We start from the raw sequence: 18,858 nt of genomic DNA, 5'->3' as shown, positions 1-18,858 counted from the left end.
AGTGGAATGGCCGGTACAAGGGGTGTCGGGCGGCCGGGGTCGGTCCCGGCCGCCCCGGGCCGCGCGGGGCGTCGCCCTCCCGTCCTTCTACCCGGCCGCCTTCGCTTGGCGGCGGCGGGCCGTCAGGACCCACTCGGTGTAGCCGTTGGGCTGCGCGCGCCCCTTGAACACGAGGTCCTTCGCCGCCTGGAAGGCGGGCCCGTCGAAGCCCGGCGCCATCGGCCTGTAGAGGGGATCGCCGGCGTTCTGGCGGTCCACGACCTTGGCCATCCGCTTCAGGGTCTCCATCACCTGCTCCTCGCTCACCACGCCGTGGTGCAGCCAGTTGGCGATGTGCTGCGAGGAGATGCGCAGGGTCGCCCGGTCCTCCATCAGCCCGACATCGTGGATGTCGGGCACCTTCGAGCACCCGACCCCCTGGTCCACCCAGCGCACGACGTAGCCGAGGATGCCTTGCGCGTTGTTGTCGATCTCCTGCTGGACGTCGTCGGGGGCGAAGTTCGACCTAGCCAGGTGGATCTCCAGGATCTCGTCCAGGGCCGAGCGGGGCCGGCGGGCGAGTTCCGCCTGCCGCACCGCGACCTCGATCTCGTGGTAGTGCAGGGCGTGGAGGGTCGCGGCGGTGGGCGAAGGCACCCAGGCCGTCGAGGCGCCGGCCTTCGGGTGGGCGCCCTTCTGCATCAGCATCTCCGCCATGGCGTCGGGGGCCGCCCACATCCCCTTGCCGATCTGCGCCCGGTCCCTCAGGCCGCAGGCGAGGCCGACATCGACGTTGTTCTCTTCGTAGCCCTTGATCCAGGCCGTCGCCTTCATGTCGTTCTTGCGGATGACCGGCCCGGCCTCCATCGCCGTGTGGATCTCGTCCCCGGTGCGGTCGAGGAACCCGGTGTTGATGAAGACCACCCGCTCCGCCGCCGCGGCGATGCAGGCGGCGAGGTTCACCGTGGTGCGGCGCTCCTCGTCCATGATGCCCATCTTGAGGGTGTTGGGGTCGAGCCCCAGCATCGCCTCCACCCGGTCGAACAGCTCGACGGCGAAGGCGACCTCCTCCGGCCCGTGCATCTTCGGCTTGACGATGTAGACCGAGCCCTCCCGGCTGTTCCGCAGCCCGGAATCGCCCCTGAGGTCGTGGATCGCGATCATCGCGGAGATCGCGGCGTCGAGCATCCCCTCGGGGATCTCCCGGCCCTCGCCGTCGAGCACGGCGTCGGTGTCCATGTGGTGGCCGACGTTGCGCACCAGCATGAGGGAGCGGCCGGGCACCACCACCTCGCCGCCGTTGGGGGCGATGTAGTGCCGGTCAGGGTTGAGGCGGCGCTCCTGCCTCCGGCCGTCCTTCTCGAAGGCGGCCGAGAGGGTGCCCTTCATCAGGCCGAGCCAGTTGCGGTAGACGACGACCTTGTCCTGCGCATCGACCGTGGCCACCGAATCCTCGAGGTCCATGATCGTCGAGACGGCGGATTCGAGGACGATGTCGGCGACGCCCGACGCGTCGAACCGGCCGATCCGGTGCGTGCGGTCGATCACCACCTCGATGTGCAGGCCGTTGTGGCGCAGCAGCAGGGCCGAGGGCATGCTCGCCCGGCCGCGGTAGCCCGCGAACAGCTCCGGCCGGGCGAGGGGCACGGTCTCGCCGGTGTTCATGTTGCCGACGAGCCCGCCGTCCTCGACGGCGTAGGTCACGACGTCGGCGTGGCGCCCGCCCGCCAGGGGGACGAAGCGGTCGAGATAGCTGCGGGCGCGGGTGACGACCCGAGCGCCCCGGCTGCGGTTGTAGCCGCCGGAGCGGACGGCCCCGCCCTCCTCCGACACGGCGTCGGTGCCGTACAGGGCATCGTAGAGGGAGCCCCAGCGGGCGTTGGCCGCGTTGAGGGCGTAGCGGGCGTTCGAGATCGGCACCACGAGCTGCGGCCCCGCGATGCGGGCGATCTCCAGGTCCACGCGGTCCGTGCGCACCTGCACGGCGCCCGGGGCGGGGACGATGTAGCCGATCTCGGTGAGGAACGCCTTGTAGGCCGCGGCGTCCACCGGCTTGCCGGTGCGCTCCCGGTGCCAGGCGTCGATCCGCCCCTGCAGGGCGTCGCGCTTGGCGAGCAGCGCCCGGTTCTTCGGCGTCAGGTCCCGGACGATGGCGCCGAGGCCGCCCCAGAACACCTCGGGCGAGATGCCGGTGCCGGGCAGGGCCTCCTGCGTGACGAAATCGTGGAGCACCCTTGCGACGGCGAGGCCGCCAACGGTCAGTCGATCCATCCTGGACACCCTCGGGAAAGGCCGGCGGCCCGTGGCAGACGGGGATGTCGGCCGGCGGCGATCCCACCGCCGGTCGTTCGGGACGCCGCGCCCCCTTTACGCATGTCCGGGCCGGGCGGCTGCGGGCCCCGCGCCGGAAAGCGTGACAAAAATAATGAATTCCAAGAGGCCCGGCCCGGCCCGGCGGGATCGCGCCGGCCGCGCCCCGCCCCCGTGCCGGCTTGTCGCGCGCCGCCCGGGGGCGCCGGGTGTCAGGCGGCCTCGGCGGGCGGGAAGGCGATGGCGAAGCGCCCGCCCCCCGCCGGGCCGGGGCGCGCGGTCGCCGACGCGCTGTGAAGCGCGGCGATCGCCGCCACGAGGCTCAGCCCCAGGCCGTTGCCGGGGGTCCGGCGGGCCGTCTCGGCGCGGTAGAACCGCTGGAATACCTTGGCGTGCTCGCCCGGCGGCAGGCCCGGCCCGGTATCGTCCACCGCCGCGACGACCGCATCGCCGGCCCGGGTGACGCGCACGTCCACCGCGCCGCCGGAGGGGGTGAACTTCAGGGCGTTGTCGAGGAGGTTCGACAGGGCCTCGAAGCAGAGGTCCCGGTCCCCCAGGATCACGTGGGGTCCCGGCGAGACGGCGACGTCGAGGCGGATGCCCTTCTCCTCGGCCAGGGGCTCGAAGAACTCCACCGCCACGGCGGCCACCTCGCCGAGGTCCACGCGGGTGAACGCCGCCCGTCGCCGCCCGTCCTCCATCTCCCCGATCCGCAGGACGGCCGTGACCATGGACAGGGTCTGGTCGATCCAGGCGAGGCCCTGGTCGATCGTCTCGTGGAACTCCGCCACGGTCCTGGCCTGGGCGCGGCTGCGCTCCAGCCGGGCCCGCAGCCGGGTGAGCGGGGTGCGCAGGTCGTGGGCGACCGCATCGCCGACGCTGCGGACCTCGCCCATCAGGCGCTCGATCTCGTCGAGCATCCGGTTCACGTTCCGGGCGAGGCGGTCGAACTCGTCCCCGCGCGTCCCCACCGGCAAGCGCTGGCGCAGGTCGCCGCGCATCACCTCGGACAGCGCCGCCTCCGTCGCCGCCAGCCGCCCGCGGGCGCGGCGCGCCAGCAACAGGCCGCCGAGGCCCGAGAGCATCAGCGTCGGCACCAGCCCGAGGCCCAGCGCGCGCAGGGTCGTCACCCGCACCCGGTCGATCTCGTCGGAATCGTGGGCGATCACGACGGCGCCGCCGTCCGGGAGGGCCAGGGCGGCGGCCCAGATCTCGTCCGCGACGGTGCGGCCCGCGACATCCACCGTGGCGCTGACCCGGTAGGCGTCGCCGTCGCGCGGGAGGCGATCCGGCATCGCCCGGAGATTGCCGGCCACCCGCGCTCCCCCGGGGCCGAACAGCCCGCCGTAATGGGTGGCGTGGAGGTCCATGGCGGTCCAGGTGTCGACCCGCAGCGCGGCGGCCGCGGGATCCGCCGCGGCGGTGCGGACCTCCAGCCGCAGCGTCTCGGCGAGCTCCTCGCGCAGGTAGGCCGCCGTCTGCCAGTAGATGAAGGCGAACATCGACAGCGCCAGCAGGACCGACCACACGGCGATCCCCAGCGCCCAGCGCAGGGTGGTGGAGCGCAGGAGGTCACGCATCGGGCATGCGCGTGAAGCCGATGCCGCTCACGTTCTGGATCAGGGGCGCCTCGCCGCCCGCCTCCAGCTTCCGCCGCAGCCGCCCGACATGGACATCGATGAGGTTCGACTTGGGGGTGAAGCGGTAGTTCCAGACCTCCTCGAACAGCATCGCCCGCGTCACGATCTGCCCGGGGCACCGCATCAGGTAGGCGAGGAGCTTGAGTTCGCGCGGCAGCAGGCCGAGGTCGCGCGTGCCGCGCCGGCCGGTGCCCGCGATCAGGTCGATCTCTAGGCGGCCGACGCGCAGCACCGTCTCGGGCCTGCCCGCGGGCCGCCGGAGCAGCGCCTCGATGCGGGCGGCGAGCTCGCCCAGGGCGAAGGGCTTGGCGAGGTAGTCGTCGCCCCCCGCCCGCAGGCCGCGGATGCGCTCGTCCACGTCGCCCAGCGCGCTGAGGATCAGGGCGGGGGTGCGGTCCCCGTCCCGCCGGAGATCCTGCAGGACCCCGAGCCCGTCCTGGCCGGGCAGCAGCCGGTCCAGGATGATCGCCTCCCAGACATCGTCCCGGGCCGCCCGCGCGCCCTCGGGCCCGGTCGCGGCCCAGCCGACCGTGTGGCCGCGACCGCGCAGGTCGTCGAGCACGTCGCCGGCCGTCTCCGCGTCGTCCTCGATCAGCAGCAGCCTCGCCACGCCCGTCCCCGCCTCGCCGTCGCCCGGCCCCTCAACCCGTTTAAGTCAAACTTCGCACCACCGGTCCCGTCGGACAAACAGTATGAACCCGAATTTAGTGGCGCCGCATCGGCTTCGCCCAACTTATTAGAATGACTCTAGCGCGTACCGGATCCCGTCCCGTGGACCGAGCGCGCCCTCGCTGGACCTCATTCGATGCGGACGACGCCACGCGCCACGGGCCGCCGGGACTGCGCCACGCATGCCTAGGAAGCGGCGCCCCCGGCGCCTGATCAACCGGTACGGCCAGACCCGGCTCTACGACGTGGAATCCGCGTCCTACGTGTCCCTCGCCCGGCTCAAGGAGCTGCGCAGCGAAGGCTACGAGGTCGTGGTCCGCGACGTGGAGAACGGGCGCTTCGTGACCGAGGACGTGCTGCCCCGGGGCCTCGACGCATGAGGCGGCCTTGTCCCCCCATGCCGTCCGCCGGTCCCGGCCGGCGGCGGTGCCGCTGATGTCGCTCCACGCCGAGCCCCTCACGGCCGAGCGCGAGGCCGGGGCCGCCGAACCGGCAGGCCCCGCCACCCCCGTGCGCCGCACCCCCTCCGCGGCCGGAGGGGACCCGCGCCCCTCCCCGGCCTCGGCGCGGCGCCGGGCGCCCGTCCTGCTGTTCCTCGCCGCGGCGCTCGCCGCCCTCGCCTTCGGGGGATGGGCGTACCGGGGGCCGCTCCTCGACGCGCTCGGCCTCGCGCCGCATCCGCCGGCCGCGGCGGCCGACCCGGCCAAGGGCGACGCCCCCCCGGCCGATCCCGACCTCGTGACCCTCGACGCGGCGGGCCAGACCCGGATCGGCCTCGCCTTCGGGACGGCCGAGATCCGCCGGATCGTGCTGCCGGTGTGCGCGCCCGGCACCGTCGCCTTCGACGAGCGGCGGGTGACGCATCTCAAGCCGCGCACCCAGGGGCGGGTGCTGAGCCTCGCGGTCCAGCCCGGCGACCGGGTGGAGGCCGGGCAGACCCTGGCGACCCTCGACGCCGCCGGCATCCTCGACGCCCGCAACGGCCTCCTCGCCGCGCAGGCGGCGCTCGGCGAGGCGCGGGCCTCCGAGAAGGTCACGGAGCTGCAGCTCAAGCGCGGACAGGACCAGCTCAAGTTCGGCGGCGTGGCCCAGGCCGAGGTGGAGCGGCGGCAGGCCGACCTCGCCAAGGCGAAGGCCGCGGTCCAGTCGGCCGAGGCCAGTGCCGACATGTACCGGGCGCAGTACCAGCGCCTCGCCCCGGCCGAGGGCGCGGCGCCCGGCACCAGCGCCGTGGTCACGCCCATCGGCGGCGTGGTGACGAGCGTCGGCATCACGCTGGGCGAGGTGGTGGATACCGGCCGCGACGCGATCACGGTGGCCGACCCGACCCGCGTCCTGGTGCTGGCCAGCCTCTACGGACCCGACATCGCCCGGGTGAAGGCGGGGGACGCCGCCTCGGTCGAGAGCCCGGTTCCGGGCCACCCGCCCTTCGAGGGCCGGGTCCGCTCCGTCAACGCCGCCCTCGACGCGGCCACCAACACCGCGCCCGCCCGGATCGAACTCGCCAACCCCGAGGATCAGCTGCGCGCGAACATGTTCGTCTCCGTCACCGTGGCGGCGGATCTCGGCCGCGACGGCGTCACCATCCCCGCCGCCGCGGTCCAGCAGACCGAACAGGGGCCGATCGCCTTCGTCCGCGTCGCCCCGGACCGGTTCGAGCGCCGCTCCCTGACCCTGGGCATCCAGCGCTCCGACTGGGTCGAGGTGAAGGGCGGGGTCGCGGCCGGCGACAGCGTGGCGACCGCGGGGAGCTTCGGCCTGAAGGCCATCCTGCTGCGCAGCCTGCTCGGCTCGACGGATTGAGGCGCCCCATGAAGACCTGGTTCGCCCTGCTCGTGCGCCGCCGTTTCCTCGTCCTGATGGTGGCGCTCGCCGCCGCGGCGGGCGGGGTCGCCAACCTCGAAGGCCTGTCCATCGACGCGGTGCCGGACATCTCGCCCAAGCAGGTGATGGTGCTGACCCTGTCGCCGGGCCTCGGCCCCCTGGAGGTCGAGCGCCTCGTCACCTTTCCGGTCGAGAACGCCATGGCGGGGGCGCCGGGGCTGACCAACGTGCGCTCCACCTCGCGGGCCGGGGTGTCGGCGGTCTACGTCACCTTCGACGAGTCCATGTCGGTCACGGCGGCCCGGGCGGAGGTGTTCCAGCGCCTGCCGCAGGCCAAGGCCCTGATGCCGGCCGGCGTCGGCGACCCGCAGATGGGCCCGATGGCGACGGGGCTCGGCGAGGTCTACCAGTTCGAGCTGCGCGGGCCCGCCTACACGCCGATGCAGTTGAAGCGCCTCCTGCAATGGACGATCGCGCCCAAGCTGAAGCTCACCCCGGGCATCGCCGACGTGAACATCTACGGCGGCCAGATGCCGACCGACGAGGTCCGCGTCTCCGCCGCCGCCCTGCGCCGCTACGGCGTGACCCTGGCCCAGGTCTACACGGCGCTCGCCGACAACAACGCCGCCCGCGGCGGCGCCTATATCGAGCACAACGACCAGCAGGAGGTGATCCGCGGCCTCGGCCTCGCCAAGGGGCCGGAGGACATCGCCCGCATCGTGGTCTCGACCGGCCCCGGCGGCCTGCCCGTGACCCTGGGCGACCTCGGCAGCGTGCAGGAGGCGCCGAAGGTGCGCCTCGGCGCCGTCACCCACGATGCGGCGGGCGAGACGGTCGTGGGCATCGCCCTGATGCGCTACGGCGAGAACGCCAGCGCGGTGGTCGAGGAGGTGAAGAAGACCGTCGCGGAGCTGCGCCCGCAGCTCCCGCCGGGGATCGAGATCGTCCCGTATTACGACCGCAGCGCCCTCGTGGACCGCACGATCCACACGGTGGCGCACAACCTCCTCGAGGGCGCCGTGCTGGTGGTGGTCGTGCTGCTGCTGCTCCTCGGCAACCTGCGCGCGGGGCTGATCGTGGCCGCCGCCATCCCGCTCTCGATGCTGATGGCCTTCGCGGGGATGCGGCTCATCGGCCTGTCGGGCAACCTGATGAGCCTCGGCGCCATCGATTTCGGGCTGATCGTGGACGGGGCCGTGGTGATGATCGAGAACGTGCTGCGCGCCCGCGGCGAGCACCCGGACCGGCCGCCCCACGAGACGATCCGGGATGCCGCCGCCGAGGTGGCGCGGCCGGTGAAGTTCGCGGTGGCGATCATCATCATCGTCTACGTGCCGATCCTCGCCCTCCAGGGCGTGGCGGGCAAGATGTTCGTGCCGATGGCGCTCACGGTGATCCTGGCGCTGGCCAGCTCCCTCGTGGTCACCATGACCCTGATGCCCGCCCTGGCGGCGATCTTCCTCGCCGGCCGGGGCATCGGCGAGCACGAGACGCGCCTCGTCCACGCGGTGCGGGGCGCCTACACGCCCGTCCTGCGCTGGGCCGAGCGGCACGCCGTCCTCACCGTCGTCGCGACGCTCACCCTGTTCGCCGGCTCCTGCGTGCTGGCGACGCGCCTCGGCGGGGAGTTCCTGCCCAAGCTGTCGGAGGGGTCGATCGTGATCACCTCCGAGAAGCTGCCCGGCATCAACCTGGACGCCTCCCTGGCCACGGTCGGCCGCATCGAGCGGGTGCTGAAATCCTTCCCCGAGGTGAAGCGGGTCGTCTCCCTCACCGGCAGCGCCGAGATCCCCACCGACCCGATGGGGGTCGAATCGACGGACAGCTTCATCACTCTCACCGACCCGTCCGGCTGGAAGACCGCCGACACCCAGGAGGGCCTCGTGGCGGCCTTCGACAAGCGCCTCAAGGAGGAGGTGCCCGGCGTCGCCTACACCTTCTCGCAGCCGATCCAGATGCGGATGGACGACCTGCTGGAGGGCGTGCGGGGCGACGTCGCCATCAGCCTCTACGGCGACGACCTGAAGGTGCTGAAGGACACGGCCGACGCCATCGTGCGGGCGGTGTCCGGGGTCGAGGGGGCGGCGGACGTGAAGGCCGAGGCCCAGGCCGGCATGCCGGCCCTCTCGATCCAGGTCGATCGCGCCAGGGCCGCCCGCTACGGCATCAACGTCTCCGACGTGCTCGACGTGGTGGAGGCCATCGGCGGCCGCACCGGCGGCATGGTCTACGGCGACGACAACTCCATCACCGACATCGTGGTGCGCCTCGATCCGGCGGACCGCAGCGACCTCGAGCGGATCCGCGCCCTCCCCGTGGGCCGCTCGACCCGGGAGGCGGGCCGGGAGGCCGGCCCCGCACCGACGGTGCCCCTGTCGATGGTCGCCACCGTGGAGGTCGCCTCGGGACCGGCCCAGATCAGCCGGGAGCGCCTGCAACGGCGCATCTCGGTCCAGGCGAACGTCCGGGGCCGCGACGTGCAGAGCTTCGTGGACGCCGCCAAGCAGGCCGTCTCCGACCAGGTGAAGCTGCCGCCGCGCTATGCCCTGGTGTGGAGCGGCCAGTACCAGAACCTGCAGGAGGCGACCGCTCGGCTTTCCGTGGTGGTGCCCGCCGCCCTCGCGGGGATCCTCGTCCTGCTGGTGGTGATGTTCGGCGACATCCGCCTCGCCGGGCTGATCTTCCTGAACGTGCCGATGGCCGCCACCGGGGGCATCCTCGCCCTGACCCTGCGCGACATGCCGTTCTCGATCTCGGCGGCGATCGGGTTCATCGCGACCTTCGGCATCGCGATCCTGAACGGCGTGGTGCTGACGAGCTACATCCGCGACCTGGAACAGTCCGGCCTCGGCCCCCGCGAGGCCGCCACCCAGGCCGCCGAGATGCGGCTGCGGCCCGTGATGATGACGGCCCTCGTGGCGGCCCTCGGCTTCCTGCCGATGGCCCTGTCCACCAGCGCCGGGGCCGAGGTGCAGCGCCCGCTGGCCACGGTGGTGATCGGCGGGCTGATCTCCGCGACCTTCCTCACCCTCGTGGTCCTGCCGGCGGTCTACCCGGCGGTGACGGGGATGCGCTTCCCCTTCCGCCGCGGGGGGTCGGGTTCGGGCGATGCCCGGCCGCGGGAGACCGCGCGGATGCGGGAGGATGCCGACGCGTGAGCGCGGCTCCGGCCGGGGCCGCCCTGGTGCGGGGGCGCACGCGGCGGCCCGGCGGGCGGTGACCGGACAGGCCCTTCGGCGAATGACCGAGGAGCCACCCCGACCGTTCAGAAAGCTGCCGTGAAAGTCCTTCTCGCCGCCACGCCCCTCACCGGCCACGTGAATCCCATGCTCGCCGTTGGTCGCCTCCTGGCCGACCGGGGCGACGCGGTCACCTTCGTCACCGACCCCGCCTTCGCCCCGCAGGTCCAGGCGGCGGGCTTCCGCTTCGTCCCCTGCCCCGACCACGGGGCCGCGAGCACCCTCGAACCCGGCCTGCCCCCGGGCCCCGAGCGCTGGAGCCGCGAGTTCGCCCGGCGCTTCATCGACCCCATGCCGGCCCAGGCCACCCTGCTGCACCACCTCATCGAGGCCGAGGCGCCGGACGTGGTCGTCGCCAGCAGCATGGTCCTCGGCGTCCTACCGCTGCTCCAATCGCGCCGGCCCCGGCCGCCGGTCGCCGTCCTGAACGTCAGCATCCTGTTCCTCGACAGGGCGGACGGCGCCCCGGTCGGCCTCGGGCTGCCCCCCGCCCGGGACGCGGAGGAGCGGGCCCGCTACGCGGTCCTCGCCGCCGCCGTCGACCGGGCCTTCGTCGAGCCCGTCCGGGCCCATGCCGACGGGCGCCTCGCGGCGCTCGGCCTCCCGCCGCTGCCCGCCTCCCTCACGCAATCCATCGTGCAGCTCCCGGACGCCTTCCTCCAGCAGGGCGTGCCGGGCTTCGAGTTCGCCTTCCGGGCGCCGCCCGCCACCCTGCGCTTCGTCGGCCTCCTCCCCCTCGGCCGCTCGTCGGCGCCGCTTCCGCCCTGGTGGGACGACCTCGACGGCGGCAGGAAGGTGGTCCTCGTCACCCAGGGCACCCTGGCCAACGGCGACCTCGGGCAGCTCGTCGCGCCGACCCTCGCCGCCCTCGCGGACCGGGACGACCTCCTCGTCGTCGCGACCACGGGCGGGCGGCCCGTCGAGGCCCTCGGGATGCCGGTGCCGGCCAACGCGCGGGTCGCCTCGTTCCTGCCCTTCGATGCGATCTTCCCCAAGGTCGGGGTGCTCGTGACCAACGGGGGCTACGGCAGCGTCCTGCAGGCGCTGGCCGCCGGGGTTCCCCTGGTGGTGGCGGGCAAGACGGAGGACAAGGCGGAGGTCGCCGCCCGCGTCGGCTGGTCGGGGACGGGGATCGACCTCGGGACGAGCACGCCCACGGGCGCGGCCCTCGCCGGGGCCATCGACCAGGTGCTCTCGGAACCGGGCTTCCGGGACCGGGCGCAGGCGATGGCCGCCGACTTCCGGGCGCGGGATGCCCGGCATGAGATCCTCCGCGTCCTCGATGGCCTCGCCGACGGCGACGGGGCTCGGAACGCCCCGCGGACCTCCCGCTCGCCGGGCGTTCTCCCCCCGGCCAGGGCCGCACAACGGGGGGTTTGGGAGGGGCGCTGAGGGCCGTTCCCACCCCGGCGGGCGCCCCCGCCGTCCCGACCGCGGCGCGCCCGCCTCAGGCCGTGTGCCGCTGCCTCTCCGGCGGCGGCGCCGACAGGACCTCATGGCCGGGGCGGCTGCCGGACACGCCCAGACCGGTGACCTTGGCGATGGCGGAGCGCTTCTCGCGGTAGGCCGGCGCCACCATCGGGTAGTCGAACGGCAGCCCGAAATGGTCGCGGTAGCTTCGGGGATCGAGCCCGTGGGATCTCAGGTGCCGTTTCAGGGTCTTGTAGGACTTGCCGTCGAGGAAGCTAACGAGCCCGTCCCGCTGGACCGACTTCTCGATCTGCGCCTCGGTGGGGTGATGGGCGCATGCGGCCCGGGCAGCGCCCTCCCGCGCGGCGAGGGTGGTGAGCGCGGCATGCACGCAGGCGATCAGCCCCGGCACGTCGGCCGCCGCGACATGGTTGCCCGACACGTAGGCGCCGACGATCGCGGTGACGCATCCCTCGATCTCGGATGGCTGGTCCAGGACGTTCTCGGCCACGGTTCGATCTCCGGCACCCTCACGCTCAGTGGTCACATCGAGCGCCCGACGCCTGCATCGTATTCCGTCTTGGAGTTTTTGCAACTTCTAGTTGAATATGAATACATGATATGATGGGATCGGCGATCTCGCCCATTCGATGCTGCCACGGGCATCCGGGCCGGACGCCCGCCCGGAATGGTGTCCGTGAACCTCAGGTCGTGGTCTCACCCGGCACAGGAGTGCGGCCCCTCCCCCGTTGGTATGGGCCGGTGCGGGTCGAGAGAAGGCGCCCGATGACCGCTCGGGGTCGCCCGACTGTCGCGGAAACCGGTCCAGACGGATCCGGCAGCGCCTCATGCGTGGGGGTGAGCGAAAAGGACAGACGAACGACGACTTTCGCCGTTCAATAACGCACAACCTATGCAACTTTAAATTAGGAGTTTGATTCCACCCTGGGTTGTCTGCCTATCGGCAATACAACCGGAGGGTTGATGTCCCGTCAACATCCCGCAACGGTGGCGCCCCTGCCGCGCCCGGTCAAACTGGGCTCGTGCCGGCGTGGCGGAGCGGCGGTGGAGTTCGCGCTGATCGCCCCCATGCTGATCAGCCTGTTCGCCGCGATCACCGTCCTCGGCATCTTCATCGGCGCGGCGCAGAACCTGCGGCTGGTGACGGCCGAGGCGGCCCGCGCCTCCATTGCCGGGATCACCGATGCCGAACGCGCCTCGATCGCGCGGGATACGGTGATGCGCAGCCTCGCCAACGGCGCGATGTTCAAGCCCGGCAGCGTCGCCGTGCAGGTCGGCACCGATGCGGGCGACCCGAACGTGACCGTCGTGACGGTGACCCTGGACGCCACCACCCTGGGCCTCGGCCTGTTCTCGCGCATCCTGCCCCAGTTGCCCAATGCGCTGACGAGCACGGTGAGCGTGCGCCGGGGGGGCCTGTGAAGGTCCCGCGCCCCTGGCGATGGCCTCCGCTCACTCGCGGGCGACCTCCCGGCCGGCCGCAGAGGCGGGTCGCCGGGGGGCGCGGGTTCGGCCGTGCCAGGCGCGGCAACGTCGCCATTCTCACGGCGCTCTGTTCCACCATGCTGTTCGGAGTGGGGGCCGTCGGGGTCGATCTCGGCCTCGCGGTCCACACCCGGCGCAAGGCGCAGGGGGCCGCGGACGTCGCCGCCATGCTCGCGGCCATCGACGTGACCAACGCGAGCCCGATCGCCCGCCGCTCCCTCGCGGATAACGGCTTCGAGACCGCCCAGGCGAGCGTGACCGTCGGCACCTACGATTCGTCGGCCGTGGTCGGCGCCCGCTACAGCGAGGGCGCGGGGGGCGCGGGCAACGCCGTCCGGGTGAAGCTCGGCACCACCTCGCCCACCACCTTCGCCCGCCTCGTCGGGATGCCGGGGGCGGTCCCGATCGCCGTGACGGCCACCGCCGCGACGGCGCAATTCGCCGCCTTCACCGTAGGGTCGGGCCTCGCGGGCTTCGACGGCGGGGTCGCCAACCTCGTGCTCGGCTCCCTCCTCGGCGCCCGGCTGTCGCTCGGCGTCATGGACTACACCGCCCTGGTCGGCGCCAGGGTCGATGGCCTGCGCGTCCTCGACGCCCTGGGGGTGAGCCTCGGCCTCACCGGGGCGAGCTACACGCAGATCCTCCAGGCGAATGCCAGCGTCGGGCAGATCCTCATGGCCCTGAGGGTCGGCGCGCAGGGCAACGCCGCCGCCGTGTCGGCGCTGACGGGCCTCCTCAATGCCCTGCCCAATGCGGGCAACCTCGTGCCCATCGCCCGGATCGATGCCCTGGCCGATGCCGCCGCCCTCGCGCCGGCCCGGGGCCTCGCCGGCCCCTCGGTCCAAGTCATGGAGCTGGTGAGCGCCACCGCGGCCATCGCCAACGGACAGAACCCGGTGGCGGTCGATCTCGGCGCGACGATCCCCGGCCTCCTCGGGACCCGGCTGACGCTGGCCATCGGCGAACGGCGGCGCAGCTCCGGCTGGGTCCGCCCCGGCACCGCCAACGCCACCGTGCGCACCGCCCAGACGCGCATGCTGATCGAGACCAGCCTCGCCGCGCCCCTCGGCCTGGGCCAGCTCTCCCTGCCGCTCTATGTGTCGCTCGCCCCCGCCCAGGGCACGTTGCGCAGCCTGACCTGCGCATCCTCGCCCCCGGGGAGCCGGCAGGTGGTGATCGACGGCCAGACCGGTGCCGCCACGCTGGCCATCGCCAGCGTTCCGCGCGCGGCCATCACGACCGCGGATACCGGCCCCGACCTGTCGCAGCCGGCCGCGGTGCTGACGCTGCCGTTGATCCAGGTCACCGGGCGCGCGCAATCGACCATCGGCGCGGGGGCGCAGTCCCTGACCTTCACGGATGCCGACATCACCACCCATGCGGTGCGGAGCATCTCGTCGGGCGCCGTGGCGCAGTCGCTCACGGGCAGCCTGCTCGGAAGTCTCACCTTGCAGGTCAACGGGGTCGGCGGGAACACCCTCGTCACGCAGGCCCTGGGCGCGACGCTGAGCGCGGCGGCTCCCCCCCTCGACCTCGTCCTCACCAGCGTCCTGAAGCTCTTGGGCCTGAGGATCGGCTACGCCGACTTCGACGTCGATGGCACGCTGTGCGGCCAAGCGGTGCTCGTCCAGTAGTCTCGTCGCCCTCGGCGGACGGCGCCCCTCCCGCCCGCGCCCTCATCCCGAGGTGCCGCGAGGCGGCCGACGCCCATTCCTTCAAACTTTGGGTTTGGCAGACTGTTCGGTGAGGCTGCGGATGAAGCCGAGGCACCGCCGACGGGCCTGGATGTCCTTCACCCGGCGGAACAGCTCGATCAGCTCGCTCTCCTGATCCGCCTCGGAGGGGTGATCCTGGCCGAAGGCCGAGGGATCCAGGAAAGTCTCGATCGGTACGTCGAGGGCCTGTGCGATCTTCGCCAAAGCACGTTGCTCCTGGTCGTCGTCCTTCGGATCAATCATGGCGACGTTCCATTGACAGCTTCACGGTGTCCCAAGGCGCGCAAGTTCTACCACTTCGGCCGAACTTGTAGAAAATATTATGCGGTGATATCAAACTCCGTCATATGCTGTAATTATCAAGCAAAATGCGGGATGATGGACAAACCGTGATACCCGATTTCAACCCAGATCATCCTGCGCGACTACGGCGGGATCACGCGCTGGCGGCGGCCGGCATCATCGGAACCTGGGAATGGGATCACCGGCGCCAGATCGCGCGCTACTGCGCGGGGGCGGCCGAGCTGCTCGCGGGTGACGCCAGCCTCGCGGGGCACGACCTCGCCATGAGCGAGGCGCTGGCGGGCGTACATACGGACGACGTGGCGTGGCTGCGCTCGCAGATGCGGCAGTCCGTGTCGGCACCGGATATCCGCATCCGCGAACACCGGGTGAATTCGAGCAAACAAGGCGTGCGCCGTGTCCTGTGCCGCGGACGAACCTACTACGACGAATCCGGGAGCCGGACCTTCACCCTCGGCATCGTCATCGACATCACCGAGGTCGAGGCGGACGGACGGCGCCGCTTCGCCCGGGGCATCAACGGCCCGCTGGACGACGCCGCGGAGCACGGCGTGGCCGCCTACGAGGCGATCGAGGCGACGGGCCTGCGGTACCTCCTCAAGCCCGCCCGGGAGCTCCTGATGGCCTTGGGCCGGGAGATCGCCCGCGGGTTGTCTCTTGGGCGTCAAAGACCGCACTGACCGACGGGAGCCGCCGCATCCGCCCACCGGATCGCGCGGCCGGCCCCCTCACCTGCCGGCGCCGCCGGATCCGCCCGCCACGGGCGTGAGCGACCGGCTGGCTTGAAGCCGGCGACGCCCCCCCCGCGAACGGGTTTACCCCTCGGAATCCGCAGCGATCGTTCGTCCGGGAAGCCTGTCTGAGCGCGGCGAATGCCCCGCCTGTGCGCTGCTTCGAAATACAACCTGTGCTAGAAGAAACCGGCTATCGGTTGATATTTTCAATCAATTTTTAACATCCACAGGTTGTGATTGCGACATCGTAAATCGCTCACAGGTTGTAGGCAATGGCACTCTGGATCGGACTCCGCAGGGCACAGCCGGAAGGCGCCGTCCCGCTTCGCCGCCGGGCCGGATATCTCGCCGCCCTCGCCCTGTGCTCCACGAGCACGACCGCCCTCGTGGGCGTCGGGAGCGCGCAGGCCCAGTCGAGTTCGCTGGTGAACCTGTGCGCCGGCCTCGGGGTGACGCTGCCGCGCCTCACCAACACGGCCACGGTCACGACCCCGTTCCCGCTCGTGAATGGCCTGACCGATAGCCTCAACGGCATCGTCGATGGCGTCAATCAGGGGATCGTCACGCCCCTGTCCAACACGACGCTGCAGGTCGGCGTCCTCGACGCGAACGGGAACGTCCTCACCGCGGCCGTTCCGGGGGGCTGCAACATCGGCGCGTCGAGCCTGACCTTCGACACCAGCAAGGGGCTGTCGCTCGGGGGCGGCCAGATCGGCGGCCTCGGAAGCCTCACGGCCACCGCCCCGTCGGCCGCCGAGGTTTCGGCCATCGCCGTGGGCGACGGAAGCCGGACCCTGGTCGGGAGCACCGACGCGATCGCCCTCGGCTCGCTGGCCTCCGTGGACGGCCGCAGCGCCATCGCCATCGGCCTGCGCGGCCAGAGCACCGCGGCCGACGCGGTCGCCCTCGGCACGGACGCGAACGCGTCGGCGAATGCGGGATTGAGCCTCGGCGCCCGCAGCGCGGTGTCGGCGGCCAACGGCGTGGCCCTCGGGAGCGGTGCGGTGTCCGACCGCGCCGGCCTCGGCGGGGCGGCGGAGGCCTTCAGCGGGACCCCGGTGGCCTCGGCCAACGGCGCCGTGTCCGTGGGGGCGGCCGGCGCCGAGCGGCAGATCACCAATGTCGCCGGGGGCACGCTGGGGACGGACGCCGTCAACCTGCGCCAGCTCTCGGCCGTGGGCGGCAACCTCGCGACGAGCCTCGGGGGAGGCGCCGGATTCGACCCGACGACGGGCGCCTATCGCGGCCCCAGCTACAGCGTCGCGGGGACCACCTACGGCTCCGTCGACCGGGCGATCGGCGCGCTCGACGGGCTGTCGGTGCAGTATGTGCCGGGGGTGGCGGGGGCGCCGAGCAACGCGGTCGATCTCAGCAAGGGCGGCACGCTCGGTCCCGTCACCCTGCGCGGCGTCGCGCCGGGGGCGGTGGCGATCGGCTCCACCGAGGCGGTGAACGGCGGCCAGCTCGCCGTGACGGATCGCCAGGTGGCGTCGGTGTCGACCACGCTGATCGACCTGAGGAGCAGCCTCGATGCCGGCACCGTCGGCCTCGTCCAGCAGAACCCCACCACCCGCACGATCACGGTCGGCGCGGCCACGGACGGCACGGTGGTCGATGTCGGCGGGACGGCCGGCAACCGCCGGATCACGGGCGTGGCCGCCGGCAGCACGGGCAGCGATGCCGTGAACGTCGATCAGCTCAACACGGCGCTGGGCAACGTCGGCACGGCGGTGTCCAACCTTCCCCTGGCCGCCAGCAATCAGGCCGGCCTCGCCCCGCCCGTCGTCTCCGGAACCGATGCCCTCGCCATCGGCCCCGGCGCCTCCGCCACGGCGAGCCGATCCGTCGCCCTGGGGAATGGTTCGGTCGCGGATCAGGCCGACACGGTCTCCGTGGGCCGGGCCGGCGCCGAGCGGCGGATCGTCAACGTCGCGGCGGGGGCGACCACCGCCGGCGCGACGGATGCCGTGACCGGCGGCCAGCTCTTCAACACCGCGACGCAGGTCGCCGGCGTGTTCGGCGGCGGGGCGCGGTTCGATGGCCAGAGCGGCACCTTCACGGGCCCGAGCTACACCATCCGCGGCGGCATCTACACCGATGTCGGCCAAGCCCTCGGGGCGGTGGACGTGGCGCTGGCCCAGGACGCCGGCGCCATCACCACGGTGACGCAGCAGCTCGCCGCGCTGCAGGCCGGCACGCCGGGCACCACCCTCGTCCAGCAGTCGGGGGGCGACCGGACCGTGACCATCGGAGCCCAGACGGGCGGGACGGTCGTCACCGTCACGGGCACCGAGGGCCCCCGCAGGATCAGCGGTGTCGCCAACGGCACGGAGGCCGGCGATGCCGTGAACCTCAGCCAGCTCGATGCCACGACCCAGACCCTGAACGCCAGGATCCTCGACATCCCGATCCGCGCCAACAACACCCGGGGCGCGCCCCTTCCGGTCGCGTCGGGGGCGGATTCCCTGGCCAGCGGCTACGGGGCCGCCGCGACCGGGGCGGCGAGCGTCGCGATCGGCTCGGTGGCCAGTGCGACCGGCGCGTCCGCCACGGCGATCGGCCAGGGAAGCAGCGCGGGCGCCGACCGGAGCACGGCGGTGGGGGCCGGCAGCCTCGCCAGCGGCGCCGACAGCGCCGCCTTCGGCCAGCAGAGCCAGGCGACGGCCGTCGCCGCGACCGCGCTCGGCGCGGCGGCCCAGGCGACCCAGGTGGGGGCCACCGCCATCGGCTACGGCGCCACCGCGACGGCCAACCCGAGCACGGCGGTCGGCTACAGGGCCGTCGCCAGCGGCAACGAGGCGTCGGCCTTCGGCGGCTTCGCCAGCGCCACCGCCGACAACGCCACCGCCCTCGGGCGCTCGGCCAATGCGGGCGGGACCGGTGCCACCGCCGTGGGCGTCAACGCCAGCGCCCAGGGAACGGACTCCCTCGCGGTGGGGCGCGCGGCCCAGGCGAACCAGGAGAACGGAGTGGCCATCGGCACGGGGGCCGCGACGACCCGGGCCAATCAGGTGGCCATCGGGACGTCCCGCCAGACCTACACCCTCGCGGGCTTGCCCTCGGCCGAGAGCACCGCGGCGCAATCGGGCGCGACCGGGTTCGTCACGACGGATGCGTCCGGCAACCTGGCGGCGACGAATTACGGGCCGGGGAACCTGGATGCGATGAACAACCGGATCGGGAGCCTGGAGGGGAACGTCGCCAACCTGCAGGTGGCCACCGCCCGCCTGCAGCGCGACATGCGCAGCGCCTTCCAGGGCACGGCCATCGCCCTCTCCCTCGCCGGGGCAGTCCTGCCCGAAGGCAAGAGGTTCGCGGTCTCAGCGAATTTCGGCGCCTACCACGGCGAGACCGCGTTCGGCGCCACGGGCACCGCCCGGATCACCGACAACCTGTTCGCCTCGGCCGGCATCGGCATCGCCACCAGCGGGCGCAGCAACGTCGGCGGGCGGGGTGGATTGACCATGGCGTGGTGAGAGCATTCGGGAAGGGAGGGGGGATGTCCTGCCGCCGGCCTCGTGCGGCACGG

Annotated in this window: 13 protein-coding genes; 8 read left to right on the top strand and 5 right to left on the bottom strand. The window is 72.7% G+C overall.

All coding sequences use genetic code 11. The features are described 5' to 3' along the window. Positions 1-87: 87 nt before the first annotated feature. From MKK53_RS06840 to MKK53_RS06830, 3 genes are all read right to left on the bottom strand, one after another. Positions 88-2,250, bottom strand: a complete 2,163-nt coding sequence (locus tag MKK53_RS06840) for a malate synthase G (protein WP_243927941.1) — start codon at positions 2,248-2,250, stop codon at positions 88-90. 251 nt (positions 2,251-2,501) lie between these two features. After that, a complete protein-coding gene (locus MKK53_RS06835; RefSeq protein ID WP_243927940.1) occupies positions 2,502-3,869 on the bottom strand; it encodes an ATP-binding protein in 1,368 nt (455 codons plus the stop codon). Further along, positions 3,862-4,539, bottom strand: coding sequence for a response regulator transcription factor (locus tag MKK53_RS06830; RefSeq protein ID WP_243927939.1), 678 nt, complete (start codon positions 4,537-4,539; stop codon positions 3,862-3,864). The genes MKK53_RS06835 and MKK53_RS06830 overlap by 8 nt, the downstream gene beginning before the upstream one ends. A 241-nt stretch (positions 4,540-4,780) precedes the next feature. Here MKK53_RS06830 and MKK53_RS06825 point away from each other — a divergent pair, with 241 nt between their 5' ends. From MKK53_RS06825 to MKK53_RS06810, 4 genes are all read left to right on the top strand, one after another. Continuing rightward, complete coding sequence (locus MKK53_RS06825; RefSeq protein ID WP_243927938.1) at positions 4,781-4,978, top strand: polyhydroxyalkanoate synthesis regulator DNA-binding domain-containing protein; 198 nt, start codon at positions 4,781-4,783, stop codon at positions 4,976-4,978. A 55-nt stretch (positions 4,979-5,033) separates the two neighbouring features. Further along, positions 5,034-6,401, top strand: a complete 1,368-nt coding sequence (locus tag MKK53_RS06820; protein WP_243927993.1) for an efflux RND transporter periplasmic adaptor subunit — start codon at positions 5,034-5,036, stop codon at positions 6,399-6,401. Positions 6,402-6,409: 8 nt separating this feature from the next. Next, complete coding sequence (locus tag MKK53_RS06815) at positions 6,410-9,580, top strand: efflux RND transporter permease subunit (RefSeq protein ID WP_243927937.1); 3,171 nt, start codon at positions 6,410-6,412, stop codon at positions 9,578-9,580. 120 nt (positions 9,581-9,700) lie between these two features. Then, on the top strand, positions 9,701-11,053 hold the full coding sequence (locus MKK53_RS06810) for a glycosyltransferase (protein WP_243927936.1): 1,353 nt from the start codon (positions 9,701-9,703) through the stop codon (positions 11,051-11,053). 55 nt (positions 11,054-11,108) lie between these two features. Here the strand turns inward: MKK53_RS06810 and MKK53_RS06805 are convergent, their stop codons facing one another. After that, complete coding sequence (locus MKK53_RS06805; protein WP_243927935.1) at positions 11,109-11,582, bottom strand: MucR family transcriptional regulator; 474 nt, start codon at positions 11,580-11,582, stop codon at positions 11,109-11,111. 473 nt (positions 11,583-12,055) lie between these two features. Here MKK53_RS06805 and MKK53_RS06800 point away from each other — a divergent pair, with 473 nt between their 5' ends. Both MKK53_RS06800 and MKK53_RS06795 read left to right on the top strand, forming a co-directional pair. Next, positions 12,056-12,514, top strand: coding sequence for a TadE/TadG family type IV pilus assembly protein (locus MKK53_RS06800; protein ID WP_243927934.1), 459 nt, complete (start codon positions 12,056-12,058; stop codon positions 12,512-12,514). A gap of 116 nt (positions 12,515-12,630) precedes the next feature. After that, complete coding sequence (locus tag MKK53_RS06795) at positions 12,631-14,211, top strand: TadG family pilus assembly protein (protein WP_313901534.1); 1,581 nt, start codon at positions 12,631-12,633, stop codon at positions 14,209-14,211. 81 nt (positions 14,212-14,292) lie between these two features. Here the strand turns inward: MKK53_RS06795 and MKK53_RS06790 are convergent, their stop codons facing one another. Continuing rightward, the gene (locus MKK53_RS06790) at positions 14,293-14,535 is read right to left on the bottom strand and encodes a hypothetical protein (RefSeq protein WP_243927932.1); all 243 of its coding nucleotides are present in this window, start codon (positions 14,533-14,535) and stop codon (positions 14,293-14,295) included. 146 nt (positions 14,536-14,681) lie between these two features. Here MKK53_RS06790 and MKK53_RS06785 point away from each other — a divergent pair, with 146 nt between their 5' ends. After that, on the top strand, positions 14,682-15,275 hold the full coding sequence (locus tag MKK53_RS06785) for a PAS domain-containing protein (RefSeq protein WP_243927931.1): 594 nt from the start codon (positions 14,682-14,684) through the stop codon (positions 15,273-15,275). A gap of 326 nt (positions 15,276-15,601) precedes the next feature. Continuing rightward, positions 15,602-18,805, top strand: a complete 3,204-nt coding sequence (locus MKK53_RS25365; protein ID WP_279598857.1) for a YadA-like family protein — start codon at positions 15,602-15,604, stop codon at positions 18,803-18,805. Positions 18,806-18,858: the final 53 nt, after the last annotated feature.

Origin of the sequence: Methylobacterium sp. J-076 (genome assembly GCF_022829405.1) — a bacterium.
GTDB lineage: Bacteria > Pseudomonadota > Alphaproteobacteria > Rhizobiales > Beijerinckiaceae > Methylobacterium.
This window is presented reverse-complemented; position numbering and strand designations above follow the sequence as displayed.